At 69.7% G+C, this 17,425-nt stretch carries 16 protein-coding genes; 9 read left to right on the forward strand and 7 right to left on the reverse strand.

Annotated features, from left to right (window positions below; translation table 11 throughout):
* Positions 1-882: an EamA family transporter gene (locus ACVN9Z_RS01425; RefSeq protein WP_458213497.1), complete on the forward strand. Its 882-nt coding sequence runs from the start codon at positions 1-3 to the stop codon at positions 880-882.
* Between the two features lie 13 nt (positions 883-895).
* Here the strand turns inward: ACVN9Z_RS01425 and ACVN9Z_RS01430 are convergent, their stop codons facing one another.
* Both ACVN9Z_RS01430 and ACVN9Z_RS01435 read right to left on the reverse strand, forming a co-directional pair.
* Positions 896-2,290, reverse strand: coding sequence for an MFS transporter (locus ACVN9Z_RS01430; RefSeq protein ID WP_020926656.1), 1,395 nt, complete (start codon positions 2,288-2,290; stop codon positions 896-898).
* Between the two features lie 89 nt (positions 2,291-2,379).
* Positions 2,380-2,883 (reverse strand): peroxiredoxin, encoded by a 504-nt coding sequence (locus ACVN9Z_RS01435; RefSeq protein WP_026385101.1) that lies wholly within the window; start codon positions 2,881-2,883, stop codon positions 2,380-2,382.
* A gap of 229 nt (positions 2,884-3,112) precedes the next feature.
* On the opposite strand from ACVN9Z_RS01435, the gene ACVN9Z_RS01440 reads away from it, so the two are divergent.
* The gene (locus tag ACVN9Z_RS01440) at positions 3,113-3,538 is read left to right on the forward strand and encodes a hypothetical protein (protein ID WP_006386666.1); all 426 of its coding nucleotides are present in this window, start codon (positions 3,113-3,115) and stop codon (positions 3,536-3,538) included.
* A gap of 842 nt (positions 3,539-4,380) precedes the next feature.
* On the opposite strand, the gene ACVN9Z_RS01445 is transcribed toward ACVN9Z_RS01440, so the two are convergent.
* Positions 4,381-5,265: a dienelactone hydrolase family protein gene (locus ACVN9Z_RS01445; protein WP_316314964.1), complete on the reverse strand. Its 885-nt coding sequence runs from the start codon at positions 5,263-5,265 to the stop codon at positions 4,381-4,383.
* 62 nt (positions 5,266-5,327) lie between these two features.
* Positions 5,328-9,065, reverse strand: a complete 3,738-nt coding sequence (locus tag ACVN9Z_RS01450) for a DUF748 domain-containing protein (RefSeq protein ID WP_458213007.1) — start codon at positions 9,063-9,065, stop codon at positions 5,328-5,330.
* A gap of 316 nt (positions 9,066-9,381) precedes the next feature.
* On the opposite strand from ACVN9Z_RS01450, the gene moaC reads away from it, so the two are divergent.
* The 5 genes from moaC to ACVN9Z_RS01475 are packed head-to-tail and all read left to right on the forward strand — an operon-like array spanning position 9,382 to position 12,322.
* Complete coding sequence (gene moaC / locus ACVN9Z_RS01455; protein ID WP_006386670.1) at positions 9,382-9,870, forward strand: cyclic pyranopterin monophosphate synthase MoaC; 489 nt, start codon at positions 9,382-9,384, stop codon at positions 9,868-9,870.
* Complete coding sequence (locus ACVN9Z_RS01460; protein ID WP_020926652.1) at positions 9,851-10,102, forward strand: MoaD/ThiS family protein; 252 nt, start codon at positions 9,851-9,853, stop codon at positions 10,100-10,102. The genes moaC and ACVN9Z_RS01460 overlap by 20 nt, the downstream gene beginning before the upstream one ends.
* Positions 10,103-10,107: 5 nt before the next feature.
* On the forward strand, positions 10,108-10,590 hold the full coding sequence (locus ACVN9Z_RS01465) for a molybdenum cofactor biosynthesis protein MoaE (protein WP_006386672.1): 483 nt from the start codon (positions 10,108-10,110) through the stop codon (positions 10,588-10,590).
* A complete protein-coding gene (gene moaB, locus ACVN9Z_RS01470) occupies positions 10,587-11,111 on the forward strand; it encodes a molybdenum cofactor biosynthesis protein B (protein WP_006386673.1) in 525 nt (174 codons plus the stop codon). The genes ACVN9Z_RS01465 and moaB overlap by 4 nt, the downstream gene beginning before the upstream one ends.
* 5 nt (positions 11,112-11,116) lie before the next feature.
* A complete protein-coding gene (locus tag ACVN9Z_RS01475; protein WP_238920974.1) occupies positions 11,117-12,322 on the forward strand; it encodes a molybdopterin molybdotransferase MoeA in 1,206 nt (401 codons plus the stop codon).
* On the opposite strand, the gene mobA is transcribed toward ACVN9Z_RS01475, so the two are convergent.
* From mobA to ACVN9Z_RS01490, 3 genes are read right to left on the reverse strand one after another with little or no spacing between them, the layout of a single operon-like run.
* A complete protein-coding gene (mobA, locus tag ACVN9Z_RS01480; RefSeq protein WP_458213008.1) occupies positions 12,307-12,930 on the reverse strand; it encodes a molybdenum cofactor guanylyltransferase MobA in 624 nt (207 codons plus the stop codon). The genes ACVN9Z_RS01475 and mobA overlap by 16 nt on opposite strands.
* Complete coding sequence (gene moaA, locus ACVN9Z_RS01485) at positions 12,923-14,017, reverse strand: GTP 3',8-cyclase MoaA (protein ID WP_458213009.1); 1,095 nt, start codon at positions 14,015-14,017, stop codon at positions 12,923-12,925. The genes mobA and moaA overlap by 8 nt, the downstream gene beginning before the upstream one ends.
* 35 nt (positions 14,018-14,052) lie before the next feature.
* Positions 14,053-15,129 carry a substrate-binding domain-containing protein gene (locus ACVN9Z_RS01490; RefSeq protein WP_006386679.1) on the reverse strand — a complete coding sequence of 359 codons (1,077 nt, stop codon included), beginning with the start codon at positions 15,127-15,129 and terminating at the stop codon, positions 14,053-14,055.
* Positions 15,130-15,288: 159 nt separating this feature from the next.
* Between ACVN9Z_RS01490 and ACVN9Z_RS01495 the strand changes: the two genes are divergently transcribed.
* Positions 15,289-15,846 (forward strand): formate dehydrogenase subunit gamma, encoded by a 558-nt coding sequence (locus tag ACVN9Z_RS01495; protein WP_006386680.1) that lies wholly within the window; start codon positions 15,289-15,291, stop codon positions 15,844-15,846.
* Entirely contained in the window at positions 15,843-17,414 is a 1,572-nt protein-coding gene (locus tag ACVN9Z_RS01500; protein WP_150101774.1) for a formate dehydrogenase beta subunit, read from the forward strand. The genes ACVN9Z_RS01495 and ACVN9Z_RS01500 overlap by 4 nt, the downstream gene beginning before the upstream one ends.
* Positions 17,415-17,425: the final 11 nt, after the last annotated feature.

A 17,425-nucleotide genomic window follows, 5' to 3' on the forward strand; every position in this document is an offset into this window, starting at 1 on the left:
CTGGCGCCCGGCCTGTTCTACCTGCTGGCCAGCGTCGCCTGCAGCGTCGCCGTGGCGGCGATGCTGAAGCTGGCACGGCGCTGGCAGCTGGACGTGCGCCGGGCCATCATGGTGAACCACGCGGTCGCCGCCCTGCTCTGCTGGGTCGTGCTGCGGCCGGATCCGGCCGCGCTGCTGACGCCGCAGACGCCGTGGGCCGTGCTGCTGGCGCTGGGCCTGCTGCTGCCGAGCGGCTTCATGGCGATGGCGCTGGCGGTGCGCCATGCCGGCGTGGTGCGCAGCGACGCGGCCCAGCGGCTGTCCTTGTTCATTCCCCTGCTGGCGGCGTTCCTGCTGTTCGGCGAGCCGGTCAGCGGCCGCAAGCTGGGCGCCATCGCGCTGGCCTTCGCCGCGCTGTTCTGCCTGCTGCGCCGGCCCGCCGCCACGGACGCGGCGGCCCCGGGCGCGATGGACGCCGCGCACCGCCGCGCGCTGTGGCTGTGGCCGCTGGCGGTGTGGGTCGCCTACGGCGTGGTGGATATCCTGTTCAAGCAGATGGCGCGCGCCGGCACCGCGTTCGCGGGCGGCCTGTTGCTGGCGTTCGCGCTGTCCAGCGCGCTGATGCTGGCCTACCTGCTGTGGCGCCGCGCACGCTGGGCGCCGCGCCACCTGGCGGCCGGCGTGGCGCTGGGCGCGGTGAATTTCGGCAACATCATCACCTACATCCGCGCGCACCAGGCGCTGCCGGAGCACCCCGCTCTGGTGTTCGCGTCCATGAACATGGGCGTGATCACGCTGGGCACGCTGGTCGGAACGCTGGTGTTCCGCGAGCCGCTGACGCGCCTGAATGGCGTCGGCCTGGCCCTGGCGCTGGCGGCCATCGTGCTGATGGCGCCCTGGTGAATCGCGGCGGCAGTCAGGTGCCGGTGCGGGCCTGGCGCTCAGGCTCGGCGGGTTCATCCCGCGGCGTCTCGGCCGCCCCGCCAGGCGGGTCCACGGCGCCCGCGCCTTCCACCGGCGGCGTGGCGGGCGCGGCGGCCGGATCGGGCTGCACCATTTCGATGCTGATATCGTTTTCGACGTCGACCCGCGGATCGAGCACGGCCGCGGCCGGCGAGCTCTGCAGGGTGTCCGGCATCGGCACGAAGTGGACCGGCGCCTCGTCGACCTGGTGCGCGCCGGTGACGCGCGTGGGCCGCACCTGCCAGACCAGGATCAGGGCGCAGGCCGAGATGAAGACGTAATACATGCTGTGGCCGGCCAGCGACATCAGCACGCCGGCGATCATCGGGCCGACACAGGCGCCCACGCCATAGGTCATGAGCAGCACGGCCGACAGGCTGACGCGGCGCTCGGATTCGACGTGGTCGTTGGCGAAGGCGGCGCCCAGGGGATACAGGGTGAACTGCAGGATGCCGAAGGCGCACGACAGCAGCACCAGCGCCCAGAACGGCAGCGTCAGCCAGCCCCACATGACGACCGGCAGCAATACCAGCAGCAATGCGTTGAAGCGGATCAGGCCGGCGCGGTTGATGCGATCGGACAGCCAGCCCATGGGCCATTGCGACAACAACCCGGCGGTGACGGCGGCGGCCACGAAGATGGCGGCCTGCGAGGTAGTCATGCCGTGCTTGGCGCCGTAGACGGCGGCCAGGCCGTAGAAGGCGCCCGACAGGTTGCCGGCGACAAACAGCACCGTCATGGACAGCGGCACGCGCCGCATGAAGAAGCGGATGTCGAGCGCGGCGGGCAGCGGCGTGGGCGGGTGCGAACGCGCCGTGACGGCGATCGGCACCAGGCACAGCACCAGGCACATGGCCACCAGGGTCAGCGGCCGCAGGTCGAGCGTGGCGTAGGCCGTCAGGGCCAGTTGCCCCAGCACGGTTCCCAGGCCGGACACCACCATGTAGACGGAGAACACGCGCCCGCGCTGATGGTTCTCGGTCTGTTCATTGAGCCAGCTTTCGATGACCATGAATTCGGTCACCATGACGATGCCGGAGATGACGCGGAACACGAGCCACAGCGGCATGGAATCGACCAGCGTCTGCGCCAGGATCATGCTGGTGGCGACGGCGGCACAGGCGACGAAGGCGCGGATGTGGCCAACGCGGATGATGAGTTTGTGGCCCAGCCGCGCGCCGCACACCAGCCCCAGGTAGTAACCGGCGATCAACGCGCCGATCCAGATCTCGCTGACGGACTGCGCGGTCAGCCTCAACCCCATGTAGGTGTTGAACAGGCCGGTGCCGATGAGCATCAGCAGGGTCGCGACATACAGCGACGAGAAAGAAGAGAGGGTTGCAAGCATGGCGTCTGGCTGCCCCTGCCGGGGGGGAGCGACGCGGGCCGCCTGGGCGGCCCGCGCATTGAGCGATGAAACAGGAACTGCGCGAGAAATCAGAGTTGCGACAGCAGGGTCGCGGCGTCGCTGACTTCGAACTTGCCGGGGCCTTCGACGTTCAGCTGCTTGACCACGCCGTCGACGATCAGGGCCGAGTAGCGCTGCGAGCGCACGCCCATGCCGCGCTGGATCAGGTCCAGCTCCAGGCCCAGGGCCTTGGTCCACAGGGCGGAACCGTCGGCCAGCATGCGGACCTTGCCGCCGGTCTTCTGTTCGCGGCCCCAGGCGCCCATGACGAAGGCGTCGTTGACGGACACGCACCAGATTTCATCCACGCCCTTGGCCTTGAGGGCCGCGGCCTGCTCGACGTAGCCCGGCAGGTGCTTGGCCGAGCAGGTCGGCGTGAAGGCGCCGGGCAGCGCGAACAGGGCGATGGTCTTGCCGCGGGTCAGGTCGGCGACCTGGAAGGCGTTGGGGCCGAGCGAGCAGCCTTCGCTTTCGGTTTCGATGAATTCGGTCAGGGTGCCATCGGGCACGCGGTCGCCGACTTTGATGCTCATGGGAGGATCTCCAGTGTTGGGGTGTTGCATTGGGGCGGACGTGCCCCACAGCCCTCATCATAGTTCGTGTCTGTTGCGCTTGCTGGCCCGGCGGACAGATCGGGAAAGAAACCCGCACAGTCTGAAACGACTCCACACGCAGGGCGGCGCGGGGATCATTGCCATAATGTGGGCGTGATCAATGCCCGGGCGCGATGGCCGCGCGCGGGCGCTTTGCGGAGATGAACCGATGCGCAAGATGTTGATCGGCCTGGCCTTTACGATGGCCGCGGCCGCCCCGGCCTGGGCCGCGCCCGACGCGGCAGAACAGGCCCAGTTCGAATCGTTCGTGGTGGCGGCGGGCGCCTCCAACGGCGCGGCCCGTTCCTGCGGGGCGTCCGAACCCGACCTGGCGCAGCACCAGGCGACCTCGCGCAAGAACCTGGAGCGGTATGCCAAGGAATATGGGTTTTCGGCCGCGGGGTATGACGGGCTGTACCAGAAGGGGCTGGCGGATGGGACGCGGATGATGGAGGAGATGAAGCGGTCGGGCGTCGACGGGTGCCGGGGGGTGCTGGGGAGTTTTCAGAATGAGCGGGTGATTTCTTATGAGGATATGAAGGCGGCGTTGGCTGAGGTTAGTGATGGGTTGCCGGGGGAGAGTGCGGAGAAGTGAATTCTCTGCGGGGTTTTTTGCTGGCGGGGGATTGAGTTCTTGAGCCGCCCGGCGGGACGGCGGCAGGCGGGGGCGGGGCTACGATTGCGGTCCGGAGCGTTCGCTCCGGACTGCCCCATCCTCATCCTCGTCCTCGCCTTCGGCGACTCCTTCGGATTCCGTCGGGCGCATCTACACGCCCCGCCCCCGCCTGCCGCCGTCCCGCCGGGCTCAGGATGTCTTGGTTTCCGCATTGTTGGGGCGAGGTGGGTGCTTGGCATGCTTGGCCGCATCTACGGGGGTGGGAGGAGTTTGCAGGGCCCGCCAAAACCGGCCGCGCGGGCGGCCTTTTTTTGGCTTACGCGGGGTCTTGCGGTCACGGATGACGCTGCGCGCGTGCGGGAGGCATGAGCGTTTGGGAACGGAGTCTGGAGTGCGGAGGATTGACGTCCCACGGATAGCCGCAGGCCGCCCGTCAACGATCACACCGATCTTCCCGTCAACGACGTTGCAGCTACCGTCCCTCCTCGCCACCCGCGCGCAGCGCCAGCCCTTCGACGCACCGCCAAAGCGTATGCCGGGACCGGCTGCCCGCGCAGCCGGTCCCGGCGGGCAACGCAAGATCTCTCCCCTCACTCCGCCCGAGCGGCCTCACCTATGCAGATGTCGGTAGCCCCTGGCGTCGGCCGGGCAGGCGGGGCGCAACCTCGATGCGCCCGAGGGAATCTGAAGGCAGTCGCCGAAGGCGACAACGAAGATGACAACGGGGCAGTCCGGAGCGAAGGCTCCGGACCGCAATCGTGGGCGCGCTCCGCCTGCCCGGCCGACGCCAGGGGCGGCCTACGAAGAACGAGCTTCTCGCCTCAAGCCCCGAGCCCATTCTGCTTGAACCAGTCCAGCATCCTCTGCCAGGCCTGCTCCGCCTCGGCCTTGCGGTAACTCGGCCGGTAGTCGGCGTGGAAGGCGTGGGGGGCTTCGGGGTAGACGTCGATGCGGGAGGCCTTGGCGGCGGCGGGGCCTTTGGCGAGTTCGATGCGCATCTTGTCGACGTCGGTCTGGGGGATGCCGGCGTCCTTGCCGCCGTAGGCGCCGAGGACCGGGGCCTTGAGGTCGTTGACCAGGCTGAGGACGGATCGGGGCTTGAGTTCGGTGGGGTCGCCGGCCAGTTGGCCGTACCAGGCGGCGCCGGCCTTGAGCTTGGGGTTGTGGGCGGCGTAGAGCCAGACCTGGCGGCCGCCCCAGCAGAAGCCGAGGATGCCGAGCTTGTCGTCGCTGCCGCCGTTGGCGGCGGCCCAGGCGACTGTGGCGTCGAGATCGGCCTGCACCTGCTTGTCGGGCACTTTGCCGATGATCTCGGCCTGCAGCTTGGGAATCTCGGTGTACTTGGACGGGTCGCCCTGGCGCGCGAACAGTTCGGGCGCGATGGCCAGGTAGCCCAGGTGGGCCAGGCGGCGGCAGACGTCCTGGATGTATTCGTGCACGCCGAAGATCTCGGACACCACCAGCAGCGTGGGCAGGTTCTTCTTGCCGGCCGGCGCGGCGCGGTAGGCGGGCATCTTGCCATCGGTGAGCGGAATGTCGACCTTGCCGGCGGTCAGGCCGTTGGCGTCGGTCTTGATGGCGGTCTGCGCGACGGCGGGGCCGGCGGCCAGCGAGAAGCCGGCGGCGACGGTGGTGGCGATGAAGCCGCGGCGGTCGAGCTTGAGGGGCGGCAGCAGGCTGTCGAAATGCGCGTCCTGGTCTTTCATCATGCATCTCCGGGCAAGGGACGGCCGCCGGACGCGGGCGCGTCCTGGCGAACCGCCGGGGTTCACTTCAGGGAGAAGTCCACGCGCGAGGGCAGGCCCTCGTCCTTGATGCCATCGGCGTCCAGTTGCGGGGCAACGATGAACACGCGATCCGCGAGTCCTTCCTGGGCTTGCAGCTTTTCGTATACCGCCTGCGCGCGCGCGTCGGCCAGTTGGCGCAACTGTTCCTCACCGACCGGCGCCACGCTGCGCAGCATCTCCTCCATCTGCTCCGGCGGCACGGACTTGGCCATGCCGATGAAATTGCGCGGCTTGTCCTTGATGTCGGTGTCGTCGTAGACCTCTTCCAGGTACTTGGCGCGTTCGGCGCCCGAGACCTCGACGCCCGCCGGGTTCGGCTTCTTGCCGCGCGGCGCGATGTCGCGGGCCTTGGCCAGGCGGATCTGGGCGTCGACCCAGGCCTGGCGCAGGCCGTCCAGGTCGGTCTTGGGATCGGCGCGGCCGCTCAGGTCCATCTTGAGCGCGGGGCGGTCGGCCAGGGCCTTGGTCAGGGTTTCGATGCGCTGCAGCGTGTCTTCGGTGAGCGCGGCGCTGCCGGGCGCGAATTCCACGTACGACAGTTCCTCGCCGCCGCCGAAGGCGGACGCCAGCAGGCTGAACGGCGAGGTGACGGCCTTGACCACCAGGTTCAGCAGCACCCGCACGACGATGCCGCCGACCGAGAACTCGGGGTCGTCGAGCGAACCGGAGATCGGCAGGTTGATGTCGATGTTGCCGCGCGAGTCCTTCAGCAGGGCCACGGCCAGCAGCACCGGCAGCTTGGTGGCGTCGGGGCTGTTGGTCTTGTCGCCGAAGGTGAGCTGGTTCAGCACCACGTGGTTGGTGGCCAGCAACGCGCGGTCCTTGATCTTGTATTCCAGGTCGACCGATAGCTTGCCGCGCTTGATCGGGTAGCCGACGTACTTGGCCGAGTAGGTGTTGAAGCGCGGCAGGTCCACGCCCTTGGCCGACGCCTTCAGGTCGAGCGACAGGTACTTGGCGAACGGCTGCACCACGCCGCTGATCGACAGGGGCGCGGTGGTGTAGACGCGGCCGGTGACCTTGACCTTGGCGGGCTGCGGGTTGGTGGACGAGACCGCCGTGATGGAGCCGTCGATATTGGACAGCTCGGCCACATAGTTGGGCTTGACGAAGCGGTCGGTGAAGGTCATGCGGCCGCGCGTCAAGGTGACGCTGTTGAGCGAGATGTCGGGCATGCCGCCGCCCTTGGCCGCCGGCGCCGGCGGTTCGGCGCGCCGGCCGGGGGTCTGCGTATCCTGGGTGATGGAGCCGCCGGCCTGGCCGGGCGCCGCCACCAGGTCCATGACGTTCAGGCGGCCCTGGGCGTTCAGCAGGATGCGGCCGTAGAAGTCGTCGAGCGCGATGTCGCCCAGGCCGGCGGCGATCTTCTCGCCCGCCACGGCGACGTTCATGCCGGAGAACGCCAGGCGCTTCCAGTTGAGGAAGTCGTCCTTGTTGACGCGGTCCTGCAGGTCGACGTCGGTGATCTCGACGCCGCCCCTCCAGCCAGCCTTCATCGGCGCGTTGCCGTTGGCCGCGGCGAAGTCGGCGTCGCCCTTGGCGCCCAGCGTGATGGCGCGCACGGTGGCGTTCAGGCTGGAGGCGAAATACGGCGCGAACGAGGCGACGTTCAGGCCGGACAGGTCGACCGACGTCTTGACGGTCAGCGGCTGCGGCGTGAAGGCGCCCTTCAGGTCGAGCTTGCCCCCGCCCTGGATGCCGGCCGCGGCCAGCGTGAAATTGCTGGCGCCCGGGCCCATGGCGAGGCGGTCGGCGGTAACGACCAGCTGCTGCAGCGCGATGTCGAGCGCCGGCTTCAGCGTTTCGTCGCGCGCCTTGAATTGGGCCAGCTCGGCGCGCACGCCGGTGGCGGATGCGTCGATGGCGCCGTTGTTGTCCAGCACGTGCACCTGCGCCGTCAGCCCGAGGCGGCCGTCCAGCAGCTGGATCGGCGACAGGCTGCGCACGGCCGGCGCGAACGGCGCCAGCGCGACGTTGCCCATGCGCAGCGCCAGTTCCAGCGACAGCGGCTGCAGCACCAGCGGGCCCTTGGCGCGGATCCAGCCGCCGTCGGTGCTGTTGTCCACGGTCAGCCAGAGATTGATGGGTTCGCCCTTGACCTGCGGCAGCGCCACGCCTTCGACGGTGACGCCCAGGCCGGTCAGGGTGTAGTCGAGCTTGCTGACGGCGTCGGTGACGTAGAGCTCGCCTTCGTGAATATTGAAGGCGTCCAGCGTGACCTTCCATTCGGCGGGCGCGGCGGGCTTGGGCGCGGCCGGCTTGGGCGGGGCGTCGGCGGCGGGGGGCGTGCCGGCGGCGGCCGGGGCACCGTTGGGCGCGGAGGCGGCGGGCGCGGCGGGCTGGGGCGTGGATGCCGGGTTGCCGACGGCGGGCGCGGATGCCTGGCCGGCGGCCGGGGCGGTCGCGGGCTTGGCGGCTTGTGCGGGATTGGCCGTTGCCACGGCGGCGGGACTCGCGGCGGGCGCGCCCTTCTCCGCCGCTGGCTTGGCGGCGGAATCCGGGGCGGCCGGCTTGGCGGCGCCGGGCTTGGCGGGAGCACCGGCGTCCACGCTTGCCGTGGCGGCGGGCGCGCCGCCCGCGGGCGGCTTGGCGCCGCTGGCCGGCTTCGCGCCAGGCGTCGCGGCGGGCTTGGCCGCCGGCGCCGGGCCGCCCAGCTGCTTGAGCTTGTCGGCCACGTCCTGCCAGTTCAGGCGCTGGTTGTTGTAGCGCCGCGCGTAGACCTGCGGCGCCCACAGGCCGACGTCGCCCACATAGACCTGGCGCGCGATCGGTTCGATTTCAAGGCGGTTGATGGTCAGCGCGCTCCAGGCCGCCAGGCTTTCACCGGCGTTATCGCGCAGGTCGAACTGGCGCAGGCCCAGGTCGCCGACCACGCGGATCTTGGGCGGCGCGTCCTTGGGTTGCTCGAACACGATCTGCAAGTTCGAGTCGAGCAGCGCGCGCTCGAGCTTGAACGGCAGCGGCATGGGCCAGACGTCGGCCCATTTTTCCAGTTGCAGCCCGGTGAAGGCGACCCGCAGCGTCGACGACGGCACCTTGTCGAAGGGCCGCGCCACGCCGGTCAGGTCGAACGGGCTGCCATTGATGCGCAGGTGCAGGCGCGGCTGCACGTCGATGTCGGTGGCGTAGCCGAAGGTGGAGATGAACGGCACGCCCACGGCCAGTTCGTCGATCACCTGCTTGCGGCCGGTGACCTTGTCGTCCAGGGTGACGACGCCGCCCTCGATCACCATGTTGTTCAGGGAAAAGCGCGGCAGGCCCTCATCGGGCTTGGGCGGCTCGTCGGGGTTGGCGGCCGTCATCTCGGCCACGCGCTGCTGCACGTCGGAGAAGTTGAAGCGGGTGACGTCCTCGCGCACGATCGACAGGGTGGGCGAACGCAAGGTGAAGCGGTCGACCACCGGCGCGAACCAGAACAGCGAGGTCCAGGCAGCGCTGACGTCGACCTCTGCGGCGGTGAGCAGCGGCGTCTGCGAGCCGGGCTGCGCCACCGCGAGATCGCGCGCGCGCACGGTCAGCGTGAAGGGATTGAAGGTGATCTTGCCGACGGCGACGTCGCGGCCCAGCATCTTTGCGACGTCCTGGGTCAGCACATTGTGCAGCACCTTGGGCACCTGCCAGGCGGCGATGCCACAGAGGATCAACGCCGTGGCCACGACGCCCAAGAGGATCTTGCCTAAGCGGCGGGTAAACCGGAACTTGGGCATCCGCAAGGGCATTGTGCGTCTCCTGGTACGAATCGAAGGCCATTATCGCGTCCTTCGAGCAAATTGGGGGGCTTTTTGCGCCGCGCCATCGCGGCCGCGCCGCCAAAAGCGCAAATGCCCCCGCAGGGGCACGAAAGCGCGCAAGCCGCGACCGGCGCGTACCCCGGGATGAAGCGGGCGGGCGCGGCGCCACGGCGACGGCGGCCGCGCTTATCTTTCCTCAAAGCGCGGCGGGCGGCGGCTCGTCTATCATAGGCGCATCAGCGGCCCGCCACGGCCTGCCGGGACCGCTCTTTTCAATCATTAACAATTCTCGATCCCGATTCCCATGTCCACCCCCGCCCCCACCTTGAGCCACCTGGATGAAGCCGGCCAGGTCCGCATGGTCGACGTCATCGGCAAGACCGACACCGAACGCGTCGCCATCGCCACCGCCAGCGTCCGCATGAACGCGGTGGCCTACGGCCTGCTGACGCAGCCCGGCCAGGGCAAGGGCGAAGTGCTCAACACCGCGCGCGTCGCAGCCATCCTGGCGGCCAAGCGCTGCGCCGAGCTCATCCCCCTGTGCCACAGCCTGCCGCTGTCGTTCGTCGGCATCGAATTCGCGCTGGACGACGCGGCGCACCGCATCGACATCCTGGCCACCTGCCGCACCAGCTACAAGACCGGCGTCGAAATGGAAGCCATGACCGCGTGCAGCGTCGCCGCGCTCACCATCTACGACATGTGCAAAGCGGCCGACAAAGGTATCGTGATCGAACAAGTTCGCCTGAAGTACAAGGCGGGAGGTAAAAGCGGTGAATGGCGCAACGATTAATCTTCTGTACTTCGCCCGCGTGGCCGAACTGGTCGGCAAGCGCGCGGAGGCCTGGCCGCTGGACGGCGAGTCCACCGGCGCGCAACTGCTGGCCGCGCTTGGCGAACGCTATCCGCAACTGGCCCCGGCCGGCCGCCTGAAGCTGGCCATCAACCAGACCCACGCCAAGCCGTCGGCGCCGATCCGCGCGGGCGACGAGGTGGCGGTGTTCGAACCCGTCACCGGAGGCTGAGCGTCATGGTCATCGTGCAGGAAGCCGACTTCGACGGCGCCGCGCTCACCGCCGCCCTGCGCGCCAGCGCCGGGCCGGGCGTGGGCGGCATCGTCACCTTCGTGGGCTACGTGCGCGACTACGCGCCGGACACGCCCACCGACACGCTTTACCTGGAACACTACCCCGGCATGTGCGAGCGCGAGCTCGAAGACATCGCCGCCACCGCCCGCGCGCGCTGGAACCTGGACGGCACCGTGATCGTGCACCGGGTTGGCGCCCTCGCCCGCAATGCCCAGATCGTGTTCGTGGCCGCGGCCAGCGCGCATCGCGGCGACGCCTTCCGCGGCTGCGAATTCATCATCGACGCGCTCAAGACCCGCGCGCCCTTCTGGAAGCGCGAGACCCTGGCGGGTGGCGACAGCTTCTGGGTGGAACAGCGCCAATCCGACCAGGACCGCACGCAGTCCTGGGACGCCGAACCCCCGCCCCCCAAGGAGACTCCATGAACGACGCCTCCCCCGTCTCGCTGGCCTGCGCCGTGCTGACGGTCAGCGACACCCGCAGCGCCGGTGACGACACCTCCGGCAACCTGCTGGCCAACAGCCTGGCCCAGGCCGGCCACCAATGCGTGCGGCGCGACATCGCCAAGGACAACATCTACCAGATCCGGCGCGTCATCAGCGACTGGATCGCCGACCCCGAGGTGCAGGTCATCCTGACCACCGGCGGCACCGGCTTCTCGCACGGCGACCACGTGCCGCAGGCGATCCTGCCGCTGCTGGACCGCGAGATTCCCGGCTTCGGCGAGCTGTTCCGCCAGATCTCCTACGAGGAAATCGGCAGCTCCACCATCCAGTCGCGCGCCTTTGCCGGCGCGGCCAACCAGACCCTGCTGTTCTGCCTGCCCGGTTCGAACAACGCCTGCGAGACCGCCTGGAACCGCATCATCCGCGAGCAGCTCGACAGCGGCCACCGCCCCTGCAATTTCGCCACGCACTTCCAACCCCGCGACCAAGAAGACCACTGATACCCATGCTGGATTTCGACCAAGCCCAGACCCTGCTGGCCAACGCGGCCGCCCCCATCGCGCGCCGCGAAGACGTCGGCCTGGACCAGGCGCCCGGACGCGTGCTGGCGGCCGACCTCGACGCCACCGTGGACATCCCGCCGGCCGACAACAGCGCCATGGACGGCTACGCGCTGCGCCTGGCCGACTGGCGGCCGGGCGCGCGCCTGCCGATCCAGCAGCGCTGCTATGCCGGCGACACGCCCGAGCCGCTCAAGCCCGGCCATGCCATCCGCCTGTTCACCGGCAGCCTGATCCCCGCTGGCGCCGACGTGGTGGTGATGCAGGAAGATACGCACGAGGCCGACGAGCAGGTCGAGATCACGCGCGAGCCGCGCCCCGGCCAGCACATCCGCCTGCGCGGCGAGGACACCCTGGCCGGCGCCCCGCTGCTGGCCGCCGGCACGCAGCTGCAGGCCGCCCACGTGGCGCTGCTGGCCTCGCAGGGCCTTGCGAGCGTGCCGGTGTTCGGCCGCCTGCGGGTCGGCATCCTGACCACCGGCGACGAACTGGTGGCCCCCGGCGAGGCGCGCGAACCGGCGCAGATCTACAACTCCAACGGCCCGATGCTGGCCGCGCTGGTGCGCGGGCTGGCGGCCGAACCGACCCACTTGCTGCATGCGCGCGACACCGAAGCCGACCTGCTGGCCGCGTTCAAGACGCTGCTGGCCGATTGCGACCTGGTGCTGAGCGTGGGCGGCGTGTCGGTGGGCGAGCGCGACCTGGTCAAGCCGGCGCTGGCCGCGCTGGGCGGCGAACTGTCTCTGTGGAAGGTGCGCATGAAGCCGGGCAAGCCGGTGGCGCTGGCCATGATCGGCGACAAGCCGGTGGTCAGCCTGCCGGGCAATCCGGTGTCGGCCTACGCGGTGTTCGCCATGCTGGTGACGCCGCTGGTGCGCCGCATGCAGGGCCGCGAAGAGTTGTTCCCGCCGGTCAGCCGGCTGCCGCTGCGCACCGAGCATCCGCGCCAGGACAGCCGCGAGGAATTCCTGCGGGTGCAGCGCCGCACGGCCGACGACGGCGGCGCCGAACTGGTGCCTTACGGCCACCAGGGTTCGGGGGTGATCAGTTCATTGCCGTGGTCGACCGGGCTGGCGCGCCTGCCCGCCGACGTGCGGGTGCAGGACCGCGACCGCGTGCCCTACTACGACCTGCGTCACTGGCTGGCGTAGCGCTCGGCCGCCGCCAGTTCCTCGGGCGTGTTCAGGTTCATGAACGCGCCGGGCGCGTCATCGAACGGCGCGCCCACGCCTCCCACGCGCGACTGCCACAGGCCGACCTTGCGTTCGCCGGCGGCGAGGTAGTCGCGCAGCACCGGCAGCATGGATGTGCGCAGCGCCATGCAGGCCGGATGGCGCTGGCCGCCGGCCACCGCATAGGCCAGGGGCGCGCCCGCCGCCCGCGCCGCGGCGATCAGGCGGTGGGCCAGATCCGCCGGCAGGAACGGCGTGTCGCACGGCGCCACCACCAGCCATTCGCACGGCGCGGCGGCCGCCAGGCCGGCGGCAAGGCCCGCCAGCGGCCCCTGCCAGGCGCCCAGCGCATCGGTATCGTCGGCCACCACCCGGCCATAGCGGGCGTAGCTGTCGGCATTGCGGTTGGCGCTGAGAATCAGCGGCCCGACCTGCGGGGCCAGGCGCCGCGCCACGTGCGCCACCAGCGGCTCGCCACCCAGCAGGACCAATCCCTTGTCGCTGCCCTGCATGCGCGAGCCCTGGCCGCCGGCCAGGATCAGGCCGGCCACCTGTTGCCGGTCGAAAACGGGCGCGGGGTCAACCACCGATGTAGCTCATCTCGACTTTGCGGGCCGGGTCGGCCATGTTGCGGCCGCGCTGTTCGGAGTAGTTGTCGCCCCGGGCGGCCCAGATACCCGTGAGGATGGCGGCCAGTTCATCGTCGCTGGCGCCGTCGCGCAAGGGCGCGCGCAGGTCGTGGCCCTCGTTTCCGAACAGGCACAGGAACAGCTTGCCTTCCGGCGACAGGCGCGCGCGCGTACAGCCGCCGCAGAAGGCGTGAGTGACGCTGGAGATGACGCCGATCTCGCCGCCGCCGTCGCGATAGCGCCAGCGTTCGGCGACGCGGCCCATGCCGTCGGTGGAGATCGGTTCGAGCGGATGGGCCGCGCCGATGCGCGCCAGCACTTCCTCGCTGGGCACCACTTCGGTCAGGTTCCAGCCGTTGGTGTTGCCCACATCCATGTATTCGATGAAGCGCAGGATGTGGCCGCTGCCGCGAAAGCGCTCGGCCATCGGCAGGATCTGCGCATCGTTCAGGCCGCGCCGCACCACCATGTTGACCTTGACGGGCGCCAGCCCGGCCGCGGCGGCGGCGTCGATGCCGCGCAGCACGTCGTCGGGGGTGAAGCCGCTGTCGCTCATGTCCTGGAACATGGACGCGTCCAGCGCGTCCAGGCTGACCGTGACGCGGTTAAGCCCCGCCTGCTTGAGCACGGCGGCCTTGCGTTCGAGCAGGCTGCCGTTGGTGGTGAGCGTCAGTTCCAGCGGCCGGCCGGCGGGCGTGCGCAGCCCGGACAGCAGGCCGACCAGGTTTTCCACATGCTTGCGCAGCAGCGGCTCGCCGCCGGTCAGGCGGATCTTCTCCACCCCCAGGCGGGTGAAGACGCCGGCCAGCCGCGCGATTTCCTCGAACGACAGCAGGTCGGAATGGCGCATGAAGACGTAGTTGGTATCGAATACCTCGCGCGGCATGCAGTAGGTGCAGCGGAAATTGCAGCGGTCCGTGACCGAGATGCGCAGGTCGCGCAGCGGCCGCGCGCGCCGGTCGAGCGCGGGCCGGCCCGCGGGCGGCGGCGCCAGGGGCGCCGGACGCTCGGTGCGGCGGTCAGCCAGGAGGATCACTTTGCTCATGGGAACATCATAGCCCGGCGCACGCGGCGGCGCGCCTAGGAAAATGCCTCTTCAAGGGTCTGCAGGCGGCCGGTGTCGCGGGCGTCGTAGCCCACCAGCTGGCCGACGTAGCCGACGTAGTCGGGGCTGCGCATGATGGACAGCAGGTCGCGCATGGCGGGCGTTTCGAGCGCACTCTTGCGGATGGCGAAGAAATAACGCTCGCGCACCAGCGGGATGAAGTCCAGGCCGAAGCGGCAGGCGGCGGTCTCCACGCCCACACCGGTATCGGCCATGCCGCTGGCAATATGGGCGGCGATCGCCATGTGGGTGAATTCGTTGGTCTCGTAGCCCTGAACCTCGCTGATCGAGACCCCCGCGCGCTGCAGCATCAGGCTGACCAGATAGCGCGTGCTGGAGCCGATCTGGCGGTTGACGAAACGCACGTCCTGGCGCGCCAGGTCGGCCATGCCGCTGATGCGCTTGGGATTGCCGGCCATCACGAACAGCCCGGTATTGCGCACCGCCAGGTGGATCAGCACGTAATCGTCGGCGTGCAGCCACTGTGCGTAGCGATCCATGATGGGCGCCTCGAAGTCGCCCAGCGGCACCTGGAAGCCCGCCAGGTCGCATTCGCCGCGCTCGAGCGAGGCCAGCGCCTCGATCGCGGTGCGGTAGCGCAGTTCCAGCCCCGGCTTGCGCCCGCCCATGTGTTCCATCAGCGATTCCACCGCGAAGCCGTGGCTGGCGTGCAGCCGCAGGTGCGGATCGTTTTCCGGCAAGAGCCGCGCCAGTTCCTCCTGCAGTTCCGAGGCCAGGCTGTCGAGCGTGGGCATCAACCGCGCCTCGATGCGGCGGTTGGCCCACAGCAGGCGCTGCGCGAACGGCGACAGCTGGGTGCCCTGGCGACGGTTGGTGATCAGCAGCTGGGTGCCGAAGATGCCTTCGAAACGGCGCAGCACGCCCCAGGCGTGCCGGTATGACAGATCACAGGCGCGACAGGCGCCGGCGATGTTGCCGGTGGCGTCGATGGCGGCCAGCAGCGCCAGCATGTCCTGCAGCGGCACGGGGGCGCCGTCGTCTCCACCCAAGGTCCATTGCGGCCGCAGGCCGATTCGGAACTTATATGTCATTTATTTCTTATTGAAGGCGATTAATTACCTATTTAGAGTACACAAATAACGCGAGGCACGGGAATTTTATATGTTTTTCTTTACATATAAATCACCCTGACCTCCCATCACAACAGCCCCCCACCCTACGGGGCCCAGCACTACTTGGAGGAGACCGCCATGCGCCAGCGCGAGGCAAAATCCGATCTGGCTTCCACCGGCGGCGCCCGTGGCGGCGCGTTGGCGTTGGACGCCGCCCAGGCGTCCGCCAGCCCGGCGGTGGCGGCCACCGCCCGCATCCTGGCGCGCCTGAAGGACCAGCCCGGCCCCCTGTTGCCGGTGCTGCACGCGGTGCAGCACGAACTGGGCTGTATTCCGGCCGAGGCGGTGCAGACCATCGCCGAGGCCCTGAACCTGTCGCGCGCCGAAGTCCACGGCGTCATCACCTTCTACCCCCATTTCCGCAGCGAACCCGCCGGGCGCCACACGCTGGAAGTATGCCGCGCCGAATCCTGCCAGGCGATGGGCGGCGAACAACTGGCCGCCCATGCGCGCCAGGCGTTGGGCTGTGATTTCCATGCCAGCACGCGCGACGGCGACTTCACGCTGGAGCCGGTGTACTGCCTGGGCCTGTGCGCCCAGTCGCCGGCGGTGATGCTGGACGGCCAGCCGCACGCACGCGTCACGCCGGCCAAGCTCGACCGCCTGCTGCATCGCGCGCGGGAGGCCGGCCAATGAGCGCCCCCACCCTGATCTACGTGCCGCGCGACGCCGCGGCGCTGGCCATGGACGCCGACGCCGTGGCCGCCGCCATCGAACTGGCCGCCGACGAACGCGGCCTGGCCGTGCAAGTGGTGCGCAACGGCTCGCGCGGCTTGCTGTGGCTGGAACCGCTGGTCGAGATCGCCACGCCCCAGGGCCGCCTGGCCTACGGGCCGGTGCAGCCCGAGGACGTGCCGGCGCTGTTCGACGCCGGCTGGCTGACGGGCGGCGCGCATCCGCTGGGCCTGGGCCTGACCGAGGAGATTCCTTATCTCAAGCAGCAGGAACGCCTGACCTTCGCCCGCGTCGGCGTGATCGATCCGCTGTCGCTGCAGGACTACGCCGCGCACGGCGGCCTGCAGGGCCTGAAGCGCGCGCTGGCCATGGAGCCCGCCGCCATCGTCGAAGAGATGGTCACGTCGGGCCTGCGCGGACGCGGCGGCGCGGCCTTTCCCACCGGCATCAAGTGGAAGACCGTGCTGGGGTCGCCGGCCGACCGCAAGTACATCGTCTGCAATGCCGACGAGGGCGATTCGGGCACCTTCGCCGACCGCCTGCTGATGGAAGGCGATCCCTACGTGCTGATCGAGGGCATGACCATCGCCGGCCTGGCGGTGGGCGCCACCTACGGCTACATCTACGTGCGTTCCGAATACCCGCACGCCATCGCCACGCTGGAGGCCGCCATCGAGCGGGCGCGCAGCGTCGGCTGGCTGGGCGACGACGTGCACGGCAGCGGCCGCCGCTTCGACCTGGAAGTGCGCAAGGGCGCCGGCGCCTATATCTGCGGCGAGGAAACCTCGCTGCTGGAGAGCATCGAGGGCAAGCGCGGCGTGGTGCGCGCCAAGCCGCCGCTGCCGGCGATCGCGGGCCTGTTCGGCAAGCCCACCGTGATCAACAACGTGATCTCGCTGGCCACCGTGCCGATCATCCTGGCCAAGGGCGCGGCCTATTACCGCGACTACGGCGTGGGCCGCTCGCACGGCACGCTGCCGTTCCAGCTGGCCGGCAACCTCAAGCAGGGCGGGCTGGTGGAAAAGGCCTTCGGCCTGAGCCTGCGAGACCTGCTCTACACCTTCGGCGGCGGCAGCGCCTCGGGCCGGCCGCTGCGCGCGGTGCAGGTCGGCGGCCCGCTGGGCGCCTACCTGCCCGAATCGCAGTGGGATGTGCCGCTGGACTACGAAGCCTATGTCCAGATCTCGGCCATGATCGGCCACGGCGGCCTGGTGGCGTTCGACGACAGCGTCGACATGGCGCGCATGGCGCGCTATGCGATGGAGTTCTGCGCCATCGAGTCCTGTGGCAAGTGCACGCCCTGTCGCATCGGCTCGACCCGTGGCGTGGAGACCATCGACAAGATCACCGCCGGCGGCCCGGGGCGCGAACAGCAGGTGCACCTGCTGCGCGACCTGTGCGACACCATGCTGGGCGGATCGCTGTGCGCCCTGGGGGGCATGGCGCCCTACCCGGTGCTGTCCGCGCTGAACCACTTCCCGCAGGACTTCGGCATCGAGTCCGCGCAGTCCGCCGCCCACCCCGCCTGAATCCGAGACCG

This window comes from Achromobacter sp. KK8 (assembly GCF_054188005.1).